This window comes from Priestia sp. D51, assembly GCF_053345675.1.
In genome coordinates, this window is the sequence record NZ_JBLTIR010000006.1 from 113,443 (window position 1) to 132,602 (window position 19,160).

At 34.7% G+C, this 19,160-nt stretch carries 26 protein-coding genes and 1 pseudogene; 10 read left to right on the plus strand and 17 right to left on the minus strand.

Annotation, left to right across the window (positions count from 1 at the left end):
• Positions 1–86 precede the first annotated feature (86 nt).
• Positions 87–974: a LysR family transcriptional regulator gene (locus ACNHOZ_RS22165; protein ID WP_048018656.1), complete on the minus strand. Its 888-nt coding sequence runs from the start codon at positions 972–974 to the stop codon at positions 87–89.
• 188 nt (positions 975–1,162) lie between these two features.
• Between ACNHOZ_RS22165 and ACNHOZ_RS22170 the strand changes: the two genes are divergently transcribed.
• On the plus strand, positions 1,163–1,501 hold the full coding sequence (locus ACNHOZ_RS22170; RefSeq protein ID WP_033578604.1) for a DMT family transporter: 339 nt from the start codon (positions 1,163–1,165) through the stop codon (positions 1,499–1,501).
• Positions 1,501–1,812, plus strand: a complete 312-nt coding sequence (locus ACNHOZ_RS22175; protein ID WP_048018655.1) for a DMT family transporter — start codon at positions 1,501–1,503, stop codon at positions 1,810–1,812. Before ACNHOZ_RS22170 ends, ACNHOZ_RS22175 begins: the two co-directional genes overlap by 1 nt.
• Positions 1,813–1,835: 23 nt before the next feature.
• On the opposite strand, the gene ACNHOZ_RS22180 is transcribed toward ACNHOZ_RS22175, so the two are convergent.
• The 3 genes from ACNHOZ_RS22180 to ACNHOZ_RS22190 form a co-directional block, all read right to left on the minus strand.
• On the minus strand, positions 1,836–1,958 hold the full coding sequence (locus tag ACNHOZ_RS22180) for a hypothetical protein (protein WP_255293452.1): 123 nt from the start codon (positions 1,956–1,958) through the stop codon (positions 1,836–1,838).
• 18 nt (positions 1,959–1,976) lie between these two features.
• A complete protein-coding gene (locus tag ACNHOZ_RS22185) occupies positions 1,977–2,387 on the minus strand; it encodes a DUF6188 family protein (RefSeq protein WP_053074012.1) in 411 nt (136 codons plus the stop codon).
• Between the two features lie 163 nt (positions 2,388–2,550).
• Positions 2,551–2,808, minus strand: a complete 258-nt coding sequence (locus ACNHOZ_RS22190; protein ID WP_033578602.1) for a hypothetical protein — start codon at positions 2,806–2,808, stop codon at positions 2,551–2,553.
• 329 nt (positions 2,809–3,137) lie between these two features.
• On the opposite strand from ACNHOZ_RS22190, the gene ACNHOZ_RS22195 reads away from it, so the two are divergent.
• Positions 3,138–3,722: a hypothetical protein gene (locus tag ACNHOZ_RS22195; RefSeq protein WP_048018654.1), complete on the plus strand. Its 585-nt coding sequence runs from the start codon at positions 3,138–3,140 to the stop codon at positions 3,720–3,722.
• Between the two features lie 342 nt (positions 3,723–4,064).
• Here ACNHOZ_RS22195 and ACNHOZ_RS22200 read toward each other — a convergent pair whose 3' ends face one another.
• Positions 4,065–4,460, minus strand: a complete 396-nt coding sequence (locus tag ACNHOZ_RS22200) for a hypothetical protein (protein ID WP_048018653.1) — start codon at positions 4,458–4,460, stop codon at positions 4,065–4,067.
• Positions 4,461–4,562: 102 nt separating this feature from the next.
• On the opposite strand from ACNHOZ_RS22200, the gene ACNHOZ_RS22205 reads away from it, so the two are divergent.
• Entirely contained in the window at positions 4,563–4,811 is a 249-nt protein-coding gene (locus ACNHOZ_RS22205) for a hypothetical protein (RefSeq protein WP_048018652.1), read from the plus strand.
• Positions 4,812–5,164: 353 nt separating this feature from the next.
• On the plus strand, positions 5,165–5,662 hold the full coding sequence (locus ACNHOZ_RS22210) for a DinB family protein (protein ID WP_047751249.1): 498 nt from the start codon (positions 5,165–5,167) through the stop codon (positions 5,660–5,662).
• Positions 5,663–5,746: 84 nt separating this feature from the next.
• On the opposite strand, the pseudogene ACNHOZ_RS22215 reads toward ACNHOZ_RS22210, so the two are convergent.
• Together ACNHOZ_RS22215 and ACNHOZ_RS22220 are read right to left on the minus strand one after the other, a co-directional pair.
• Positions 5,747–5,968: pseudogene (locus tag ACNHOZ_RS22215) on the minus strand (cysteine hydrolase); the annotation flags it as partial.
• Entirely contained in the window at positions 5,969–6,169 is a 201-nt protein-coding gene (locus tag ACNHOZ_RS22220; protein WP_028413848.1) for a DUF1272 domain-containing protein, read from the minus strand.
• A gap of 144 nt (positions 6,170–6,313) precedes the next feature.
• Here ACNHOZ_RS22220 and ACNHOZ_RS22225 point away from each other — a divergent pair, with 144 nt between their 5' ends.
• Positions 6,314–6,736 carry an Lrp/AsnC family transcriptional regulator gene (locus ACNHOZ_RS22225; RefSeq protein ID WP_048018651.1) on the plus strand — a complete coding sequence of 141 codons (423 nt, stop codon included), beginning with the start codon at positions 6,314–6,316 and terminating at the stop codon, positions 6,734–6,736.
• A gap of 152 nt (positions 6,737–6,888) precedes the next feature.
• The gene (locus ACNHOZ_RS22230; protein WP_048018650.1) at positions 6,889–7,101 is read left to right on the plus strand and encodes a hypothetical protein; all 213 of its coding nucleotides are present in this window, start codon (positions 6,889–6,891) and stop codon (positions 7,099–7,101) included.
• A gap of 284 nt (positions 7,102–7,385) precedes the next feature.
• Here the strand turns inward: ACNHOZ_RS22230 and ACNHOZ_RS22235 are convergent, their stop codons facing one another.
• The 6 genes from ACNHOZ_RS22235 to ACNHOZ_RS22260 all read right to left on the minus strand — a co-directional run bounded on the left by ACNHOZ_RS22235 (position 7,386) and on the right by ACNHOZ_RS22260 (position 12,169).
• Positions 7,386–8,159 (minus strand): PAS domain S-box protein, encoded by a 774-nt coding sequence (locus ACNHOZ_RS22235; protein ID WP_048018649.1) that lies wholly within the window; start codon positions 8,157–8,159, stop codon positions 7,386–7,388.
• Between the two features lie 649 nt (positions 8,160–8,808).
• A complete protein-coding gene (locus ACNHOZ_RS22240; protein ID WP_048018647.1) occupies positions 8,809–9,135 on the minus strand; it encodes a general stress protein in 327 nt (108 codons plus the stop codon).
• 259 nt (positions 9,136–9,394) lie between these two features.
• Positions 9,395–9,685 (minus strand): spore coat protein, encoded by a 291-nt coding sequence (locus tag ACNHOZ_RS22245; RefSeq protein ID WP_048018646.1) that lies wholly within the window; start codon positions 9,683–9,685, stop codon positions 9,395–9,397.
• Positions 9,686–9,702: 17 nt separating this feature from the next.
• A complete protein-coding gene (locus ACNHOZ_RS22250; RefSeq protein WP_016766364.1) occupies positions 9,703–9,900 on the minus strand; it encodes a hypothetical protein in 198 nt (65 codons plus the stop codon).
• Between the two features lie 491 nt (positions 9,901–10,391).
• Positions 10,392–11,165, minus strand: a complete 774-nt coding sequence (locus ACNHOZ_RS22255; protein ID WP_048018645.1) for a TerC family protein — start codon at positions 11,163–11,165, stop codon at positions 10,392–10,394.
• Positions 11,166–11,548: 383 nt separating this feature from the next.
• Entirely contained in the window at positions 11,549–12,169 is a 621-nt protein-coding gene (locus ACNHOZ_RS22260) for a TetR/AcrR family transcriptional regulator (protein ID WP_048018644.1), read from the minus strand.
• 136 nt (positions 12,170–12,305) lie between these two features.
• Between ACNHOZ_RS22260 and ACNHOZ_RS22265 the strand changes: the two genes are divergently transcribed.
• Positions 12,306–14,528 (plus strand): MMPL family transporter, encoded by a 2,223-nt coding sequence (locus ACNHOZ_RS22265; RefSeq protein ID WP_048018643.1) that lies wholly within the window; start codon positions 12,306–12,308, stop codon positions 14,526–14,528.
• 106 nt (positions 14,529–14,634) lie between these two features.
• Here the strand turns inward: ACNHOZ_RS22265 and ACNHOZ_RS22270 are convergent, their stop codons facing one another.
• From ACNHOZ_RS22270 to ACNHOZ_RS22280, 3 genes are all read right to left on the minus strand, one after another.
• Positions 14,635–14,871: a hypothetical protein gene (locus ACNHOZ_RS22270; protein WP_048018642.1), complete on the minus strand. Its 237-nt coding sequence runs from the start codon at positions 14,869–14,871 to the stop codon at positions 14,635–14,637.
• 68 nt (positions 14,872–14,939) lie between these two features.
• Positions 14,940–15,134: a hypothetical protein gene (locus ACNHOZ_RS22275; RefSeq protein WP_028413858.1), complete on the minus strand. Its 195-nt coding sequence runs from the start codon at positions 15,132–15,134 to the stop codon at positions 14,940–14,942.
• 53 nt (positions 15,135–15,187) lie between these two features.
• Positions 15,188–15,325, minus strand: a complete 138-nt coding sequence (locus tag ACNHOZ_RS22280; RefSeq protein WP_165635762.1) for a hypothetical protein — start codon at positions 15,323–15,325, stop codon at positions 15,188–15,190.
• A 489-nt stretch (positions 15,326–15,814) separates the two neighbouring features.
• Between ACNHOZ_RS22280 and ACNHOZ_RS22285 the strand changes: the two genes are divergently transcribed.
• A complete protein-coding gene (locus tag ACNHOZ_RS22285; RefSeq protein WP_028413859.1) occupies positions 15,815–16,036 on the plus strand; it encodes a hypothetical protein in 222 nt (73 codons plus the stop codon).
• Positions 16,037–16,115: 79 nt separating this feature from the next.
• On the opposite strand, the gene ACNHOZ_RS22290 is transcribed toward ACNHOZ_RS22285, so the two are convergent.
• Entirely contained in the window at positions 16,116–17,612 is a 1,497-nt protein-coding gene (locus ACNHOZ_RS22290; RefSeq protein WP_048018641.1) for a class I adenylate-forming enzyme family protein, read from the minus strand.
• A 442-nt stretch (positions 17,613–18,054) separates the two neighbouring features.
• Here ACNHOZ_RS22290 and cax point away from each other — a divergent pair, with 442 nt between their 5' ends.
• Positions 18,055–19,098, plus strand: coding sequence for a calcium/proton exchanger (gene cax / locus ACNHOZ_RS22295; RefSeq protein ID WP_048018640.1), 1,044 nt, complete (start codon positions 18,055–18,057; stop codon positions 19,096–19,098).
• The last annotated feature ends 62 nt before the right edge of the window (positions 19,099–19,160 follow it).

Here is a 19,160-nt window from a genome sequence, read left to right on the forward strand (position 1 = left end):
CTCACTTTTACTGCTCAAATTAGCACTTGGTATATTCATCCTAAACATAGGCTAAATAAAAAAGATCTTTACGAAAAACAGTCTGATTATTTCTGATTTTTCCTTTCTCTTACTTCGCTGATTGTCTTTGTAAATTCACGCTCAGTTACTCCTAGATAGGAGTCGGAACGACGAACATATACAATCCTAAGGTTTCTGTAAGGTTCAGGTATTGAAAAGAGCTGTACTAACCCTTCCCTCTCATATCTCTCCGCTAATGACCGGGCTATAAGTGTCACACCAAGACCAGAAACTACTGTCCCCATGATCGTTTCGAGTGTAGCAAATTCCATAATTTTCGGGGATACAATCTGTTCTTCTTTTAACCATTGCTGTAGTCTTTCTCTATATTGGCAGCCTTCATTAAATAAAATGAATGGTAGGTGCAGTAACTCTCTGGCAGACTGAATCTGCTTCTTCCCTTTTTCATTTGCACTGCATACAAGTACAATTTCTTCATCAAAAGCCGGAATTTGATCAAGCGTTGACACATTTACTGGTTCTGCTACAAATGCCCCGTCTAGCTGGAACTTAAGAACTTTCTCTATTAATTGTGTACTTACTCCTGATACTAGAGAAATATCCACATTTTTGTGCTTATTATGATAGGAAGAAATGATTTCAGGAAACCCTACTACCGTTTCAACTAATCCAATACATAATGATCCAACAAGGTTACGCTCATCTTGAAATGCTTTCTGTATTTCATCCATTAGCCTCATCATTTGTTCTCCGTACGTTAAAAGTTTTCGACCTTCTACATTTAATGTCATTCCGCGTCTGTGACGATGAAACAATGGGTGTCCAATTTTTCGTTCAAGAGATCGAATACGTGCTGTTACATTTGGTTGGACATAACCTAGCTTATCAGCAGCAAGACTTACACTGCCGTATTCTGCCACAGCCATAAATATACGTATATCTTCTACTTCCATAAACATCCTTCTTTCTACTTACGTTCATTCATTTAGGTATTAATGATAATGATATCTATAATCATTTATCATTATTTTACAAGATATCAAGCTCTAGATAAAATAATGACATCCGAGTGCTACTGCAATTATTTAGTAGCCATTACGTAAAGTTCTTAAAATGAGGTGACTAAAAGGAGGAAATCTGATTGTTTTATTTACTATTGTTTCTTGCCATCATCTTGGAGGTAATCGCAGTATTTTTTCTTAATCTTACAAATGGATTCACAAACTTTGTTCCGACTGTTTTTGCCATACTATTTTATTGTTCTTCGATTGCTGCTTATATGCTCCTTAACGCTAAAGGTGAAGTAGGAGTAGCAAGTGCTTTATATGCAGGAGGTGCAACCGTACTTGTTGTTGTCACAGGTATTATTTTTTTTGATGAAACTATTTCCTTATCTAAAATCTTAGGAGTTTCTCTTATCGTAATTGGTGCAGTTTCTCTTAACATTAAAGGAAGTTCTAAAGAAAGAAGGGCAGCGTAATGGGATACGTATTTTTAACGATTGGCTTAGTTTTAGGCATTGCAGGGCAAATGTGTGTAAAACTATCTAAAGGCTTTAAACAAACTTTTCCCACGATAGGTGCATTCTTATTGTTCATTGCCTGTATTTATTTCATTTCTCTAACAACACACTATTTTGAAATGGGTATTGTTTTTGCTATATGGGCAGGGCTAACGATTGCTAGTACAACGCTGTTAGGTATTTATATATTTAAAGAATCAAAAAACAAAAGAAAGATTATCTCCGTTACTCTTATTATTACAGGGGTTATTATACTGAAAGCTTTCTAATAAAAATAAGATAAATAAGGCCCTTAAGTAACCTCGGTTCCGGCTACTTCACAACATCTGGTGTAATAATACTCTTCAATTCTATTAAGAGCATAATGTTGTAGCTGTTCCTGCAATTCATCTAATTGTTCGTATATATTGCTCATTGCCGACACCCCCTACTGTTATATATTTTCTTCATTCTTTGGAGACCAAACTGCCACTTCTCCACCTGGACATGCAACGACTAACCAATCTTGTGAATCTGTACCGGCTTGCCAACTTTCATAGAGGTTATCTACTCCAAAGATTGTTAAGAGCACACCGCTTGTAAACTGTAACGTTAAATGAGGTTCTTGTTCCCCTAAGAATATGTCTGTGATTTCCTCTTGTTTGGCAATAAGTGAAAAAAAGGAACGTATAGGTGAAACAGCCCACTTGTTTTCCGCAGTAATAACAAGTGGTTGACCATCAGCAGCTTGTATTTTGAGTCTAAAATAATCAGAACGTATTCCATCTCCAACGTGCTTAATTTTTCCACCTTTAAACAACCGGCACAATACTTCTTCTGCTTCCACTTTTTCTTCTTTTTTCATCGTATCACCTCATTTGGTGTTTATTGTTGTTATCATCAACTATATAATAGTTTTACTTCTTCCAGATAGTTTATTTGTGCTTTACCCTACGAAAGGATGGTTTTATGGACATTCGATTAGTTTATTACGAAAAATATAAAGGTACCGTCACTTCTGAATTTCACTATATTCCCTCTGAACAATCAAATCCACCATAAAGAGGATTTGCAGATGCCCAGATATATCGCATCCCTAAGAAACATTTAGCATATGATATAATTCCATTTGCATTAAAACTATTTCCTGCTCGAAGATATAACGAATGAGCTTTAACCTGAACCGTACCAATCGGAGTACTAGCATGCACTTTCGATTGAGACGAAATAATAATCAAAGACGCTGCAATTCCAATAGAAATTAACATCTTTATTCGTTTTTTCATCCTGAACACCATCCTTTTTATAACCAATTGAAACATTATGTGTTACCTGTTGAGTCTTACTTCATACTATAAGGGACATCTCCCATAACATCAGACTGGTTGCAAAAAAAAGACTGTTCATCGGTAAAGATGAATCAGCTTTTCTTACCTTCACCCCAACTTCTGCACTCTCCTTATTTCTTTTTTACCATTTTTTCTTTTTTCTCCAAATTGGAAGCATCCTAGAACATTTAAACTCCTTACCTCTGTAACTACCTTTCACATTTTTCCTTGATTCCCATATATATTCCATGTAACATAAACACTATCATCTATCTTGGAGGAGTATAATGAATAAATTAACAAAAACAAGCATCATGTGTGCCGTTTTAGTCTCTGGCCTTGCTGCTTGCGAAAGTGGAAAGAAAGAAAACGAAGTAACCGTAGAAGCACCTGCCCCAAAACATACCGCTAGCCTTGAGCACGCAACAAACGTTAGACCGGCAGAAGGCAGCCTATCTTATCATGAAAAATCTAAACACCATAAATACTATATTTCAACCAACAGCGCATCTTACGTGGATGATATCGATAGCATTAACGGAACTTCAACATTTATGAATGTATCTGTACGTTTAGAAAATACGTTTGAAGAAGGAAATTCTGTATCGCTAAAAGACCTTCACTTTACATTAGAAGACGTAACAGACAGTAAGACCTATGAACCAGCTACTAGAGAGGCTTATACAAAAGAGGGATATACGCTTTTTACAACAAATTATCCAAACATGAAACTAGAAGACAAACCACTTGATTTAAACATTGTTTTTAATATTCCAGATAAGCCTGACCATCTCTATCAATTAATGGTTGTTCAAGATGAGGCAGATGCTGATTATTTTTATTTAGATACAATTAAATCGGCATATAAATAATTAAAAAAGCCACTAACTCTATACTTGAGATAGCGGCTTTTTATATGAAACGCACATATATTTTATTTAATTTTAGGTAAACAACATGATAACATAACTACCTAAAATAACGGAAATAATTGCTCCGTATACGATAACACCCGTTGTATTTTCTTTATTATGTAGTTTTCTTAAAAACGTAGCAAACGCAATATACAACAAACCCAGGAACAACGGGAAGGTAAGACTTAGAAAGATCATAGGACACCTCACTCACGTCAAAATATAAGGTAAAAAAATTTGTGATTATTTAGCTGCTGATTTCATTTTAAATAGTTTATTTAAAACATAGATTAATTCAATTTAAATCTCTAAGATGTGTTTAATGTCTTCTGCCGTTAACTCATGGGTTTCCAAATATTGATGCGCTAATTGACAAATGAACCCTCGTTCCTTTAACGAAAAATGGGTGATTTTCTTTTCCATTGAGCGAAATGGAGGAATGGTTTTATCTCCTTTAATAGACAAACCTTCTTGGTCGAAGGACACGAGTGCTCCATTTTCCTTGTAGTATGTCAACACTTCTTTTGCTGCTTCTGGTGGTCCATGTTGACAGTATTGTTCAATTGTCATTTCTTCATCTAGAATAACTAACATTACTTCTTCTTGTGAAATCCCCAAATGGGCCATAAAACTTATCCAGTCGCCATTCGGTACATATGTGTTAAATACGTTTTTTTGTTGTTCAGTCCAATTCATACTTTCACCTCATGTTTTTTCTTTACTTACAAATAGTAAAGTGTAGGTATTATGTAAACATACACTTATACTTGTCGATACTCTTTTTAAGGAGCGGTTTATATGCGCACAGAACAAATAAATATTAGTATTGAAAAACCACTTGCACTTGAATTGGATAAAATCCTTAGTCAAGATAATTTAGACTACGACACACTTAATGAGACAATCGACTATTACATAGTTGAATACGATTCTTTGCTTGAAAGTCGCATTATACTGTTTTCAGACCTATGTGTTATGAGTATTTCGGTATACGTAGAGGACGACAAGGCGCATATTTGCTTACCAGTCAATCTGGGGAAGAGATAGAAGGCACAACTGTCACGACCATTATTCGTTCGTTCTCTATTTCATATCAAGGAAATCTCTATATAGTTGAAATAACCGTTGAGGATTAAATGAATTGTAAAAAGCGTAGCGAACGATACGCTTTTTACAAAAGAGAAAAAGTTCTGTACTTAATCGAAGATTCGCTGCGTTTTTTACATTAAACCATATTTCTTCATATAAAGGTGACTTACAAACAAAAAATTGTGATGGATACTATTTATTTTAGTGGCTTTGTTATAGTAAATTGTTAATCACAGAAGTACATATATTAAACTAATTTGTGTTAGACTGTTACAAGATTAATACTTCGAAAAAGAAAGGCCGGAAAAAACATGACACAAACAAATACAGCATTTCGTGATGCACTTATCAAATCACTGCGAGGTGAAAGAGGTCATCTTCCAACAATTAATGCAATAACCGACATTAATATGGAACTTGCTTCACATAAACAAAAGGAATTACCTTACTCTATTTATCAATTAGTGAAGCATATGAGCTATTGGCAAGACTTTTTACTTGCTCTTGCTAAAGGAGAAAACCCTGAGAGACCGAAAAGTGTAAGTGAAAGCTGGCCTGAACATCCTGCTCCGGTTGATGAGGAAGAATGGGAAAAGACGATCCAGCATTTTTGTGATGGAATTGACGAAGCTTGTCACTTAGCTGAGACATTATCAATCGAAGAACCTCTGGATGCTTGGCCAAGTGAAACCCCAGGGGGATTACTGCGTAATATTGCTTCTCACAACAGCTATCATCTAGGTGAAATTGTCATTATGAGAAGATTAAACGGAGCATGGCCACCGCCAACGGGAGGCTTTCCTGCTTAGATTGAGACATAATGCAGAAATAAAGCTCTAAAAAGCGTCCATTAAACACTTTTAGAGCTTTATTTTAGTTGTGTACTATTACCTTTATGAATAAAGTGTGGGACAAAACAAGTCTTCCTCTGCATTTCTGACAATTGAAAAGTGTGCAACGTTGTAATGACCATGTAAAGTTTCACTATAATGCTTTATGATTTGTTTAGCACTTAAACCATTACTGTCCGTTGTTGAATGTCCATCACCCACTAATGTCACATCCACCCCATTGATTGTAGCTGTTCTGACTGCACTATCTATACAGTGTTGTGTCTAAATCAATGAGCAACTTAGCGGATTTTCTTGCCCCCTTGGTCTCTTGACCAGCTCCCCTTCACAGTTAGGACAAATATACATCGCACTTTCACTACATTTATCACAGAATGTACATTCATGTGTACAGATATAAGCAACAGAGCTATTATGGAGTTTCTTATTGCACTTTTCGCATGTATTTCTCATTTCTAAAGCCATTAAATCCCTCCTTTTGATATAATTAAATTTTATTGTATAAATTTCTATTTTCACATATCTATTTTATTGTATTACTAATTAATAGCTTTAATATTGACGGAAAATTCATTATTTTAATTTATAATTTAAAGCGGGGTATGTTTTATGGATGAAATTGATAAAAATATATTACTACATCTACAAGAGAATGCTCGTTTGTCCGTTACACAGTTGGGAAAGCTGGTTGGTTTATCCACCCCTGCTGTTAATGAAAGAGTAAAAAAACTTGAAGAGAAAAACATAATAGATGGATATAGAGCAATAATTAACCCTGAAAATTTCAACAAACCTGTAACTGCTTTTATTTTATACAGCAATACAAAATGCAAGCAATTCGTAGAATATTGTAAAGAACACCCTGAGGTTATCGAATGTCATCGTTTGGCGGGTCAATACAACTATCTAGTAAAAATTTTAACTAATTCCGTTCAATCTCTTGAAACATTTATTGATGAATCTATGGCTTTTGGAGAGCCGTCTACATTGATTAAACTTTCCTCACCGGTTGTTTATAAAGCAATAAAATAGATTGATAATCTACCTCTGCAGCTACCATATTGTCTGTTCTCAGCAGGTATTTTTCTATGCGGGCATATGTTACAATAGAGAAAGAACATAAAATTTAAATTATATGGTCTCTTTGTACCCTGGGTTTCCTTATAATGGAAAGAGGTACTTTTATGAATATACTTGAAATAAAAAAAACGCTTTATACTCTTATTCAATATGAGGATAGCGCTATTACTCATACAATTCCTGAAGTACTGGAATTGTCGTATTGTAAAACATCTAAGATTTTTCAAATCACTACATTTACGGATCAAAAAACCTTAAATTACAACGATTATGATATAGATAACGCTTCTGAAGCTTTATATAAGATCTTAAACTGAAGAAAGCAATTTAATGATTCTTCTATCTTTTATTTAACAAACGTATGACCGCACAATATGTGTTATTTTAGACAAAAGAAACTCCTGGTATATGTCCGGGAGTTTCTTTTGTTTTTCTAATAAATCTAATTAAAAAAACCACTCGGACATAGTTAAAACAGCACGAAACCGTAAAGACGATGCCACTATTTCTTTAATTAGAAACTTCCTCTGAAAGGTTTAGCACCACCTAAAGATTCATATCATATGTATCTTTAAAAACGTAAAAGTTGCTTTAGGTATTTTCATTTTAACGGTTGTTTACTAAAAGTAATTCCTAAAAAATGAAGCGCATTTTTTACAGTGGCCATTGTCGGGGTAGAAGCTAAATTAATACCTAGCTGTACAGCAGAGCGAGATAATTCTGGTCTTAATCCTGTTAAGATACATTGCACTCCAAGTAGTGACATAACGCTATTAATTTTAAAAAGATGCTCCGTTACAATTGAATCCAGTGTATAAATACCTGAAAAATCTATAATTAAACAATGTATATTTTGTGTCTGCACTTTTACTGGAACCGCCATTAAAAGTTGGTGTGCTCTTTCCTCATCTATAGATCCTACCAAGGGAAGTACAGCGATTCCCTCTAAAAGAGGAACAAGGGTTGTAGACAGTTCATTTATTTGCTTTATTATTTCTTTTTGTCTTATTTCACTCTCTTTTTTTACCGTAATATCTCTCACATAGGTTTGGATTACTTTTTTATCTCCTAGCAGCAAGGGATGACAATATAATTCAACATTAACAGTTGTTCCATCCATTCTAAATATGGTTTCCTCAATGAGCTCTGCTGGGCGCTCATAGGCAGATTGGATTCTTTTCCTTATTGCTGCTTTAGATGTTTCTTGAAATATATCTAAAGGGCTTGCACCTATGATATCTTCCCTTTTTCCTCTAAAAAAATGTTCAGCCGCGTGGTTAACATATATAATCTGATGATTTGAATGAATAATAAGTGGATCTAGCGCATATTCAATGACTTCCTGATAATCGATACCCGAAATGTTTTCATTCATAATTTTCACTCCTTAACATAAAGGTTAGACTACTATTTCATATTTATCAAGGGTTCAATTGCTTGTTTAAGATCTAAAAAAACATACTAAAAATAAAAATGGCCCCTGGAAATGAATTCAAGGGCCTTCTCTGCATTTATTTAAATCATACTTTCTCACAAGTTAAATCATAATGTAAGGCTGTATCAGGAACTATAGGATTAGGATAATTTATTTTCACTTTATACTGCAATTCTTTTTGATGACGAAATAGATGAATTCTTCTTTTAGATTATTTACAGAGCTTTGTCTTTTCCTCTTTTCCCTTTTACTCTATTCTCATTTGAATGAATCGTTTGATCTCTATTTCTTTTTTTTCTACTAAGAAAATAGATAATAAAACCTAATAAAACTAATAAAGTAATTAGAAGGATACTTGTAGGAAAATATAGCGTCCCTATGTGGATACCAAGAAATTGAATCATTACCCTTTCACCTCCATATGAGAGTAGTAAACGACTCTAGTAAAATACTTTCAGTTCAGTATCTTTCCGATTCATAAAACATTTGTACAGAAGAACAATATTATATATAAAGCAGCATGCTAGTAAGATTTACTAATACTTCTCGATCACTGAGTTTCTTCGAACGTTATTGCAAGGAAAAACCATTACATACCTTTTTTTGCAATAATGATTATACGTTCTTGTTTCATTTCACCGACACATTGTTTAGCTTCCTCTTGGGTTAAACCTAACGAGGCCATTTTAGAATGAAGTTCATCTTCACGAGAAAATAACTTGTTAATTGCAGATTCAAAAACTCCTTGTTCAGAAGCTCGATATTCTTTTGTATTTGTTGTATTTGTTAAATATTCCGAGCGCTCTTTATTATAGGTTAATAAATAAATTTCACTTTTACTAAACCCGTTGGCAAAGAACTCTTCAATAAACTTATTTGCCTGACCACTATTTTCTGCTACTTTAATTTCCTTCACTATTTTCTCCTCCTCTATCCCCATAGAATATGTCGTTCTACTAATAGGTGTATCCTACATCATCCAATTAAAACCAATTTATTCGGATATGGGATAAAAGACTATAAAATATTATCTAAATATTGTATAAAATGAGTTGAATTATCTATTTATAAGAGAATAAAATATCGACTTCTTTTCCTTTGTAGAAATATCGAAAGAGTACTTTTTATGTAACCTTGAAAAAATTCCCCCTCTATTGTCAGAGGGGGAATTTTAGTTAACCTTTCGCTAAACCTAAAGCTTTATCTGCCTTTTCTAAATCGTGATTTACTTGTTCTTCTATATCATAGGCATGATACATTTTATTATCAATCATATATTGAGCAATCTTTTCATGAAGCTCGATGGTTTCATCTAATTGCTTTTTTAATACCTTTCGAACTTCGGGTGTCGCTGTTTCCGTAAGCGCTACAGCATATGTTCGTACACCACTCTTAGCTGATAATAATAAATCAGTCGCAATAGCAAGATCATCTAACGTTTTAGTAAGAGTACTTTTAGTGGCCATTTTTCTACCCCTCCTATTTATTGAGCTTTCTTTAAGATTTTTTTCAATTCTTTAATCGCTTCAGTAGATGTTTGAACATCTTCTTCAAGAATCTTTTTTAATTCCTCATCCTCTACCAATTCCAACATCGCTGTTCCTTTTGTTACACATGATGTTTTAAGCGTTAAGATTTCGTGAACTTCTAACGTTTCGTGCATAGCTAGTCCCTTTGCCATGTTTGCATCCTCCTTTTCATTTTTTTGACTTGTGAATTATATTCCCAAATCATTTCCATTTAAACAAGTATTCGTTATTTTTTAAAACTTCAGAAATGAAAATAGAGATATTATAATTAGCACAAACGAATTTACTCCTCTAAACCATTCTCTCTACTAGAAAAAAGAAGACCAAATCGTTAATGATTTGGTCTTCTTTAAGGAACAAAAATAACAAACAAGATAACTAGGTTCGTCTACACAATAGCTTCAATTAAAAAGTACGTTACACCTGCTTGAATTAACGTACTTGATAGTTAGGCATGAATCAACAAACCTCACTCTTTCTATAGAATCTAAACATGCTTTTAAATATTAAAAATGAGGCTCCGCTTGGATGAAAAAAGTAAGGATGGTTGATAATTTAGGATGCGTATTGTTTATAGAATAATAAAAAATGATAATCTCTAATAGAAGTCTAATTTAGGGTTACGTATGGCAATTGATTATTTTTAAACCGATGGCTTTTCTGATGACTTATTGCCCGGTGCAAACCAACCCAATAGAGCGATACCAACTAATACTCCATAGAAAATCAGGGTCCAAGTGGTGCTATGAGGGAAATGAGAATCTAAGACCCCGATATCTTTATGCGCAAAAGTAATAACCGCAAGTTTCACACCGACCCAGGCAACAATTGCATATGCTGTAGTTTCTAAGGCAGGTCGCTTTTCAAGGAGTTTTACAAACCAGGTTGCTGCAAACTTGATTAAGATAAGACCTGCAATCCCTCCAAGAACTACAACTGCAAACTGTCCTCCATCCATCCCGCCGATTTCTCCAAATTGTGAATCCGGAAGTCCAAGAGCTATGGCTACCGCCGCTAAAATAGAATCAATGGCAAAAGCAAGGTCAGCTAACGCAATTTTCCCTACTGTCGGCCAGAACCCCTTTCCAGCAGACTCCTTTTCATCATCATTATGAATATTCTCATTATGCTTCCCAAACCGTGCCTGAATAATATGCTTCAAACCCAAATAAAGAAGATAAACTGCTCCTACCGCTTGTATCCACCAGACGTTGGCAATAAATGAAATAGCAAAAAGAGCTGCAAATCGAAAAATGAATGCCATAAGAATTCCGTAATTAATCGCTCTTTTTTTCTGATCCTCGGGTAAATGTTTGGCTATAACTGCCAGTACAAGAGCGTTGTCAGCTGATAATAATCCTTCTAATCCAATTAGAATCAATAATGCCCATACGTATTCGAACCAAATAGATTCCATCCGCTTCTCCCCTTTCCAAAATGTAAGCTGCTATGCTAAAGGTTTTGTTTACAATAGAATAACCATATATGCTAAAGGCAACCCTAAAAGATAGGATTTTCATTATTTTAACACTAACCTTCCATCAAATACTGCTTTAAATACAAATAAAAACCAAATTATTAAATTTTTACGTTTTTTATTATATAACTTCGCTTTTTTACATGATTAATGAAAACTTCGGGCCAACATCTCTATAAGTTGGATGGTTAATAGGTAATGGCTATTATTTCAGGCTTTTTTTTACAAAGTGCTTGCGACCAATGAAAAGAACGGCTAAAAAATATTGATGAATATTTTTTAGCCGTTCTTTATTTCTTCTTTGCACCATGCAATAAAACAGTTCAATTAGGACTAATCCCTACCCAAAAAAGATCTACTAGAGCCTGAGCCGTTTTTTCAGGGCCTCCTAATTCAGTTATTAATTCTTTTTTATTCCGAATCATTGTGACCATAGAAAATGTATGCGCAAGCAAGCGAGGGCTTGTTACGACAATTTCACCGCTGTTTGCAGCTTGTTTGAATACGTTCTCCAATGCCTGATGTATGGCTTTCTCTGCTTCACGAATTTCATGAATATGATCTTCTGTAAGCGAAGAAGTAGCTTCCTGCAATAATGTTTCAAAATCAATATGCGGTCTCTTTAAGTGATCCAATGTTACCTCGTATAATCTATGTTTCAGCCCTTTGGAATTTTGTAATAATTTCTCTGTCTGTTTTGTAATACGTTGGAACATGCTTGATACCGAAACGGTAAATAAAGTGGCCTTATTTTTAAAGTAGTAGTAAACACTAGCCTTAGTCACATCGCTAGCCTCAGCTACTTGCTCCATTGATACTCTTTCATATCCATATGCCATAAATAAATGGGCAGCAGTCTTTAAAATTTGCTCTCTTGTTATATTATTTTCAGTTGTTATTCTAGGTCTGCCAGGCTTTTTTTTTGGTGTCTTATCAGTATTCATAAGAGGGCCTCCTTCTAGTTCAAGAAATTGCCACATTTAAACTAGTTGATTAATTAACCTTCTGGTATATATAATTATTGAAGGTTCTATATATATTGTAATAGAAACAAACAGATTTGGAAATGAGGGAGAATTAATGAAAGAATCACCTTTAGCAACATTCAGCCGATTTATGACTGGGAAAGTGAGTCGATGGGTTGTTATTACCGTATGGATTTTGGCCACTGCAGTTCTAACAATTGCTTGGCCTGCCGTTAATAAAACGGAAGTGAACAATGCACCCAACTTAAGTGAGAATTCACCTTCCGTAGAAGCTGAAAATCTCATAAAGAAAGAATTCCCTAACTCATCAGGGGTTCCTGCCTTACTTACATGGCACAAAGAATCAGGTTTGAACAACGATGATCTAAAGTCTATTCAGCAAATGGCGGCGGATTTAGAAAAGAAACCATTAGAAGAACAAACGTCTACACCGCCTTTGCATAAATTACCGTTAGCAGCTTTACAAAAAATGATATCAAAAGATGGTACCACGCTTGTACAGCCTATTTTCTTTAAAGAAAACGCTGAGACGGATGTACTAGAAAAAAATCTAGATACGATTAAAAAACAAGTAAAAGAAAACGTTTCATACGATTCTTTTGCGACGGATATAGATGAAAAAGATAAATTAAGCACACGCGTTACCGGTCCTGTAGGAATTCAAGTAGATGCAACGAGCTTATTTGAAGGAGCAGACGTTTCGTTACTAATTGCAACAGTTTTATTAGTCTTAATTTTACTTCTTGTCATTTATCGTTCCCCAATTTTAGCGATTATTCCTTTAATTGGTGTAGGTTTTGCCTATGGGGTTCTGAGTCCCATTCTCGGTATTTTAGCAGATAAAGGATGGATTACGGTCGATTCACAGTCCATATCCATTATGACGGTCTTGTTATTTGGAGCCGGAACAGACTATTGTTTATTTTTAATTTCTCATTATCGCGATGAGCTTCGCAAAGTAAAAGATAAGAGACAAGCACTTATCAACGCCTTTAAAGGTGCTTCAGGTGCTATAGCGATGAGTGGCTTTACGGTTGTCATCTCTCTTTTAGCTTTAATCGTAGCAAAATACGGTGCTTACCACCGTTTTGCAATCCCGTTTAGTTTATCTATTCTTATTATGGGATTAGCGAGCTTAACTCTTATTCCTGCCCTGCTTGCAGTTATGGGAAGAGGTTCTTTTTATCCTTTTGTTCCTCGCACTCCTGAAATGGAAGAAGAATTGGCGAAAAAGAAAGGAAAACCGGTGCGTGACCGAAAAGAGAAAAACCGTTTCGGGAATTGGATTGGTAATGTGGTTACGACTAAACCATGGACAATCATTGTAGCTTGTCTAGTCTTTTTTGGAGCTTTATCCATATACTCTAGTCAAATCAAGTACACGTATGATTTATTGTCTTCTTTCCCTGAAGATATGCCTTCTCGTGAAGGATTTACCATTATCTCTGACGCTTACTCTCCTGGTGAACTAGCACCAGCACAAGTAGTAATTGATACAGAAGGAAAATCGGTAGATCTAGAAAAAGAGTTAAAGAAAAACGATCTGATTAGTACCGTTTCTGCACCTCAAAGCGGTAAAAGTAATAAGGATTTAAAGGTATATGACGTCACGTTTAATGTAAATCCATATAGTATAACAGCTATGGAGGCTATTCCAGACTTGAAAGATGCAGCCGAAAAGGCACTGTCACAGTCCGGAGTTTCCTCAGTAAAATCCAAAGTATGGATTGGCGGTCAAACAGCGACGCAATATGACACGATGACTGTTAGTGATAAAGACAACAGTATTATTGTTCCGTTAATTATTATTTTTATATCGCTGCTGCTAGTGGCTTACTTGCGTTCTATTGTAGCTATGCTTTATTTAGTGGGAACTGTTATCCTCTCTTACAGTGCAGCTTTAGGCTTAGGCTGGCTCATCATCCACAATATCATGGGAGCAGATGCTATCCAAGGAGCGATTCCTTTATACGCATTTGTATTCTTAGTGGCGCTTGGTGAGGATTATAATATTTTTATGATCTCAAGCATCTGGCAGAAAAAGAAATACATGCCGTTAAAACAAGCGATTAAAGAAGGCGTAAGTGAAACAAGCGGTGTTATCACATCAGCTGGAATTATTTTAGCTGCTACATTCGCGGTTCTAGCAACACTGCCTATTCAAGTTCTGGTTCAGTTTGGAATTATCACGGCTTTAGGTGTTCTGTTAGATACATTTATTGTGCGACCATTCCTTGTACCTGCGATCACTACGGTTTTAGGAAGATTTGCTTTCTGGCCAGGTAAAGCTGAAGTGGTATCAGAAAAAGAGAATTAAGTAGTAAAACAAAGGTGTTTTATAATTGATTTACTATATGGCTTCTATGAATGTAAAACCAAGAAAAAAGCAAAGAGAATATTAATATTCTCTTTGCTTTTTTAATTTACTTCCATCTGTGCTCTTCTTTATCTGTTAGCTTTACGATAAACGGAAATAAACCAATAAGAGATATAGCAACAATCCCACTTAAATAACCTAGCCCCATTAAAGGACCAGCACCTTTAAAAAAGATAAATTGTCTGGTATGGCATTTAGGACACTTCTTTCCTTTCTTAGAAAACCCAAGTAACCATACATTTTTAGCGTTCCATTTGTAATTGCAATGATTGCAACAAGCCATATATACTCTACCTTTCTTGTCTTATGCTTTTATTTGTTTTTATGTAATTTTTGAGCGGAATTATAATGTTAGTTCATATTAGTCTGATGATGATTAAAAGCCATATTTATAATTTCTCCAAGCAACAGTCCTACAGCTGCTACTGGTATAAACACTTTAAACATACTACTAATAGAAACATCTAAGCCTAAAATCAGTAAAAGAAAATAACCAAATAAGAATCCTGTACAGATAAATGAATATTTTTTTATCAATTTTCTCAAAAAAACACCTCTTTTGCTTGAATACTCCATTCACATCTTTATGTATAAAAGGATCATTCATTCTTAACAAAACGTTTATTTCTTTTTTTAACTTGAACGACTTTATAAATAAACAAACCTAAAGAAACCAATAAAATTAACCAAAAGATTTGAAAAGCTACGTCCGCCCAATTAACACTTGATATATCCATATTATCGCCTCCTATATCTTTTACGAACAAATTTCATAAAAGTTCCATATTTGTATTATTTATTGTGTTTTCTAAGTGATATTCTCACTTTCACTTTAGAACCTCCTATAATCAGTCTTAACTTTAAATGTATTAAAAAAGGGGAATACACTTTGTAAAAAGGTGTGATTTTATTAACTTTTTAAGTATTACCACAACGGCTGTTGTTCTTTCTTTTTTTGGTGTGATATTCAGAATCATTTACGGCCAAATAATTGGGGAAAAAGATTTTCAATTAGAAAGTCTCATTGGTCTCTTCGTTGGATTTTTTGTGAGTATTTTTTTCATTTATTGCGTAAAAAGAAAAAACATAATTAATTCACTAATTAGCAAACGAAGCACTCAATGCAAATTTTAATAATCTAGAATGGCTTTCCGCACAACTTTCATAAAAGCAGCTATTTAGGATAAATTATTACTGAAGAAACATATGCTACTGGAGGTCGTAACTTGTTAATAGGTGAGATTGTTCAAAAGCTAAATAATGGTGCTTCTTATGAAGATATTGCTTCTTCCATTAAAATTAGTGAAGATATCTTGAAAGATGATTTAAAGAAATTCGGATTTCACTACGATGATAAAGAAAGAAATCTCGTATTTACAGGATACGAATCTGAATATGAAAATACACTTTGTATTTGTTACTCTGATATCAGGAAACTTTCTACTTAACATTTTTGCGTTAAAATGATTTCGCTTCTATTAAATTATAAAAGCGCGGGCTGCATTCAGCCCGCGCTTTTAACCCTCTTCATTTTAGTTCTCTTTTTAACACTTTACCGAGCTGGTTTTTAGGGAGTTGATCAATAAAATAAACTTCCGGAACTTTGTAACTTGCCAATCGTTCTCTACAATAATTTAGAATATCTTCTTTTGTTAAGGAAGAATGAGGATCCTTTACTACATAAGCTCTAGGTTTTTCTCCATAAACAGGATCTTCTACTCCTACTACAGCAGCTTCTATAACCGTACCTATTTGCTCAATGATTTCTTCGACCTGATCAGGATAGATATTATCGCCGCCATATACAATAACGTCTTTATAGCGTCCCATAATATATAAAAAACCGTCTTGATCTATCTTTCCAGCGTCCCCCATATAGAACCAACCGTTTCGAAGCACTTTTTCAGTTGCCTCTTGATTATGCCAATAGCCTTTGAAGCAGTAGGGGCTTTTTATAATAATTTCTCCAACTTCCCCTGTTTTTACTTCTTGTCCTGAATCAGGATTAATGATTTTTACTTCTACACCGGAAAGAGGCTTACCCGCCGATTCAATTTTTTCATTTCCCATATCCGGTGTCCATCCACTCACTGTCCATGCTTCTGTACTTCCATACCCTTGGATCATTCTAATGCCTAACTTTTCATACTCCTTAATAAGATAAGCAGGAACTTTTGCCCCTCCGGCAATAGCAACCTTTAGTGAAGATTTCTTTGACCCTGCATTTTTCACTACTTCGAGCATTTGCATATACATAGAAGGAAACGCTAGCATCATAGTGATCTTATGAGTTTCAATCGTTTCCCAAATGATTTCCGGTGTAGGATCTGACAACAGAAATAACCCCATTCCGTTGGAAACAGATTTTAAAATATTGTTAATAGAACTCATATGATAAAAAGGATGCGAGGCAAGAAATCGACCATCCTCTTCATAGTCTATTCGTTGACTCGATGGTTGTATATAAGAATACACGTGACCATGCTCAATCATACAGCCCTTTGCATTGCCAGTTGTTCCAGAAGTAAAAAGAAGCATCGCAATGTCATCCTGAGAGACCTGTACATTTGGGTTTAGTATAGAATACGCAGAAAAAATGTCATTATATTCTTCAACTGTCTCCACACTATTTTCTCTTCCTACTTGTAAAGTAATAACGTCATTTAATAGTTCAGAATCAAAAGGAATAACCTCATGAAATTTTTGGTCGTAGAAAATAACTTTAGGTTGTGCACTGTCTAAAATATCGATAATTTCGTACTTCGTCAGCTGCCAGCTAATAGGAACCGCTACGGCTCCAATTCTTAATGCAGCTAGCAGAATGGTAGGAAACGGATGATTATTTTGACATAGAATTGCAATTCGATCTCCTTTTTTAACATTATGGCTTAACAGGTAATGAGCCAGCTGATTGACACGTTCATTATATTCTTTAAATGTATGGAAAGATGTACTCCAAATTAAAGCCTCTTTTTCAGCAGATTGTTTAGCTCTTTGCTCTAATAGTTCTCCAAGTGTATACATGATAGCTCTCTCCTTTAATGATAATGACCAGTTTGAATCATATTTAAATGGTGCTTCATTCTAATTATTTTTAACTCTATAAACTACATTACCCACGATTAACGTTAACGCAAACGTCAATTGCGGACGTTTGGAAAACCCATAACTTTTTACCATGTAAAAGATACATATTAGTTATTCAGAAGAGACTATTCAATATACTTTGCAGCTTATGCTGAGGAATTCATAGCGTTTGATCTTGTAGGATTCTTTTCTTTTTTTAACTTTAGTCTCCTTTTGTAGCAGCTATTACGTATGTTCTCTTTCTATGCATCGAGTTAATTGCTAGTTGCACTCTCCATGTGAATAACAAAAGTCTTAAGAGTTATATTAATAAAAACGCTAAGATAATATAGAGCTTCTCTTCTTGCTATAGGATCTATAAATGACCATGGAGGAAAATATGAATAAAGTCTTTTTTATTTTTATGATTATTGGTGTACCTCTTTCAATTATTGGCAGCATGTTTAATTGGAATTATATTTTCATGTTTTTTATTTATTGCGTGACATTAATTAGTTTGGCTAATTACATCAGACGTTCCACTGAAAGCCTTAGCGTTGTAGTAGGTCCAACAGCAGGCGGATTACTGAACGCTACGTTTGGCAACGCTGCGGAAATTATTATTTCATTTTTTGCATTAAGTAAAGGATTAAATACAATCGTTATTTCCTCCATTACGGGAGCAGTTCTTGTTAATCTTCTTTTTGCCAGTGGAATATCCATGATCGTTGGAGGTATTCGATTTAAAAAGCAAAAATTTAGTGTGTTTAAAACACGACATAATACTTCCCTCTTAATGTTTGCTATTATCGTAACTTTTGTATTGCCATTTATCTTTGCAAAACGCTTGGATGATAAAGATATGCAGGTTCTATCCACTTCTTTTGCTATTGTGATGCTGACCATTTACCTGCTTGCTCTTCTTTTTAAACTTGTCACACATAAAGGGATTTTCACCGGAAACTCAGAAGAAAATGGAGAGGAACCAGAATGGGGAAAAAAGAAAGCAATCGTTGTGCTTGGACTGGCGACAATTGTACTAGCTTATATTAGTGAAAAACTTGTTGGCACCATTGAGCCAGTAGGTGATGCCTTAGGCTGGAGTCACGTTTTTATTGGAATTATTGTTGTGGCCATAGTGGGAAGTGCTGCAGAGTACGTGTCAGCAATTGCCATGGCCTATAATAACAGAATGGACGTAATGGTGGAGATCTCCATTGGTTCAACCGTCCAAACGGCCATGTTTGTTGCTCCTATACTTGTTCTGTTCTCATACTTGTATGATTTCTTGCCTCTTGTGTTTAATACAGCGGAAATGATTGCGATGATTCTTGCCGCTCTCATGACGGTGACCGTTGTGAACGATGGTGATTCCAACTGGTTCGAAGGTGTTTTACTTGTTGGTACCTACATTGCGATAGGCTTTAGTTTTTACCTTTTATAGAATTTTTTCAAGAAAAAGATGAAAATTTCAGCTTACATAAAGACAAAGCTTGATCATCTTTT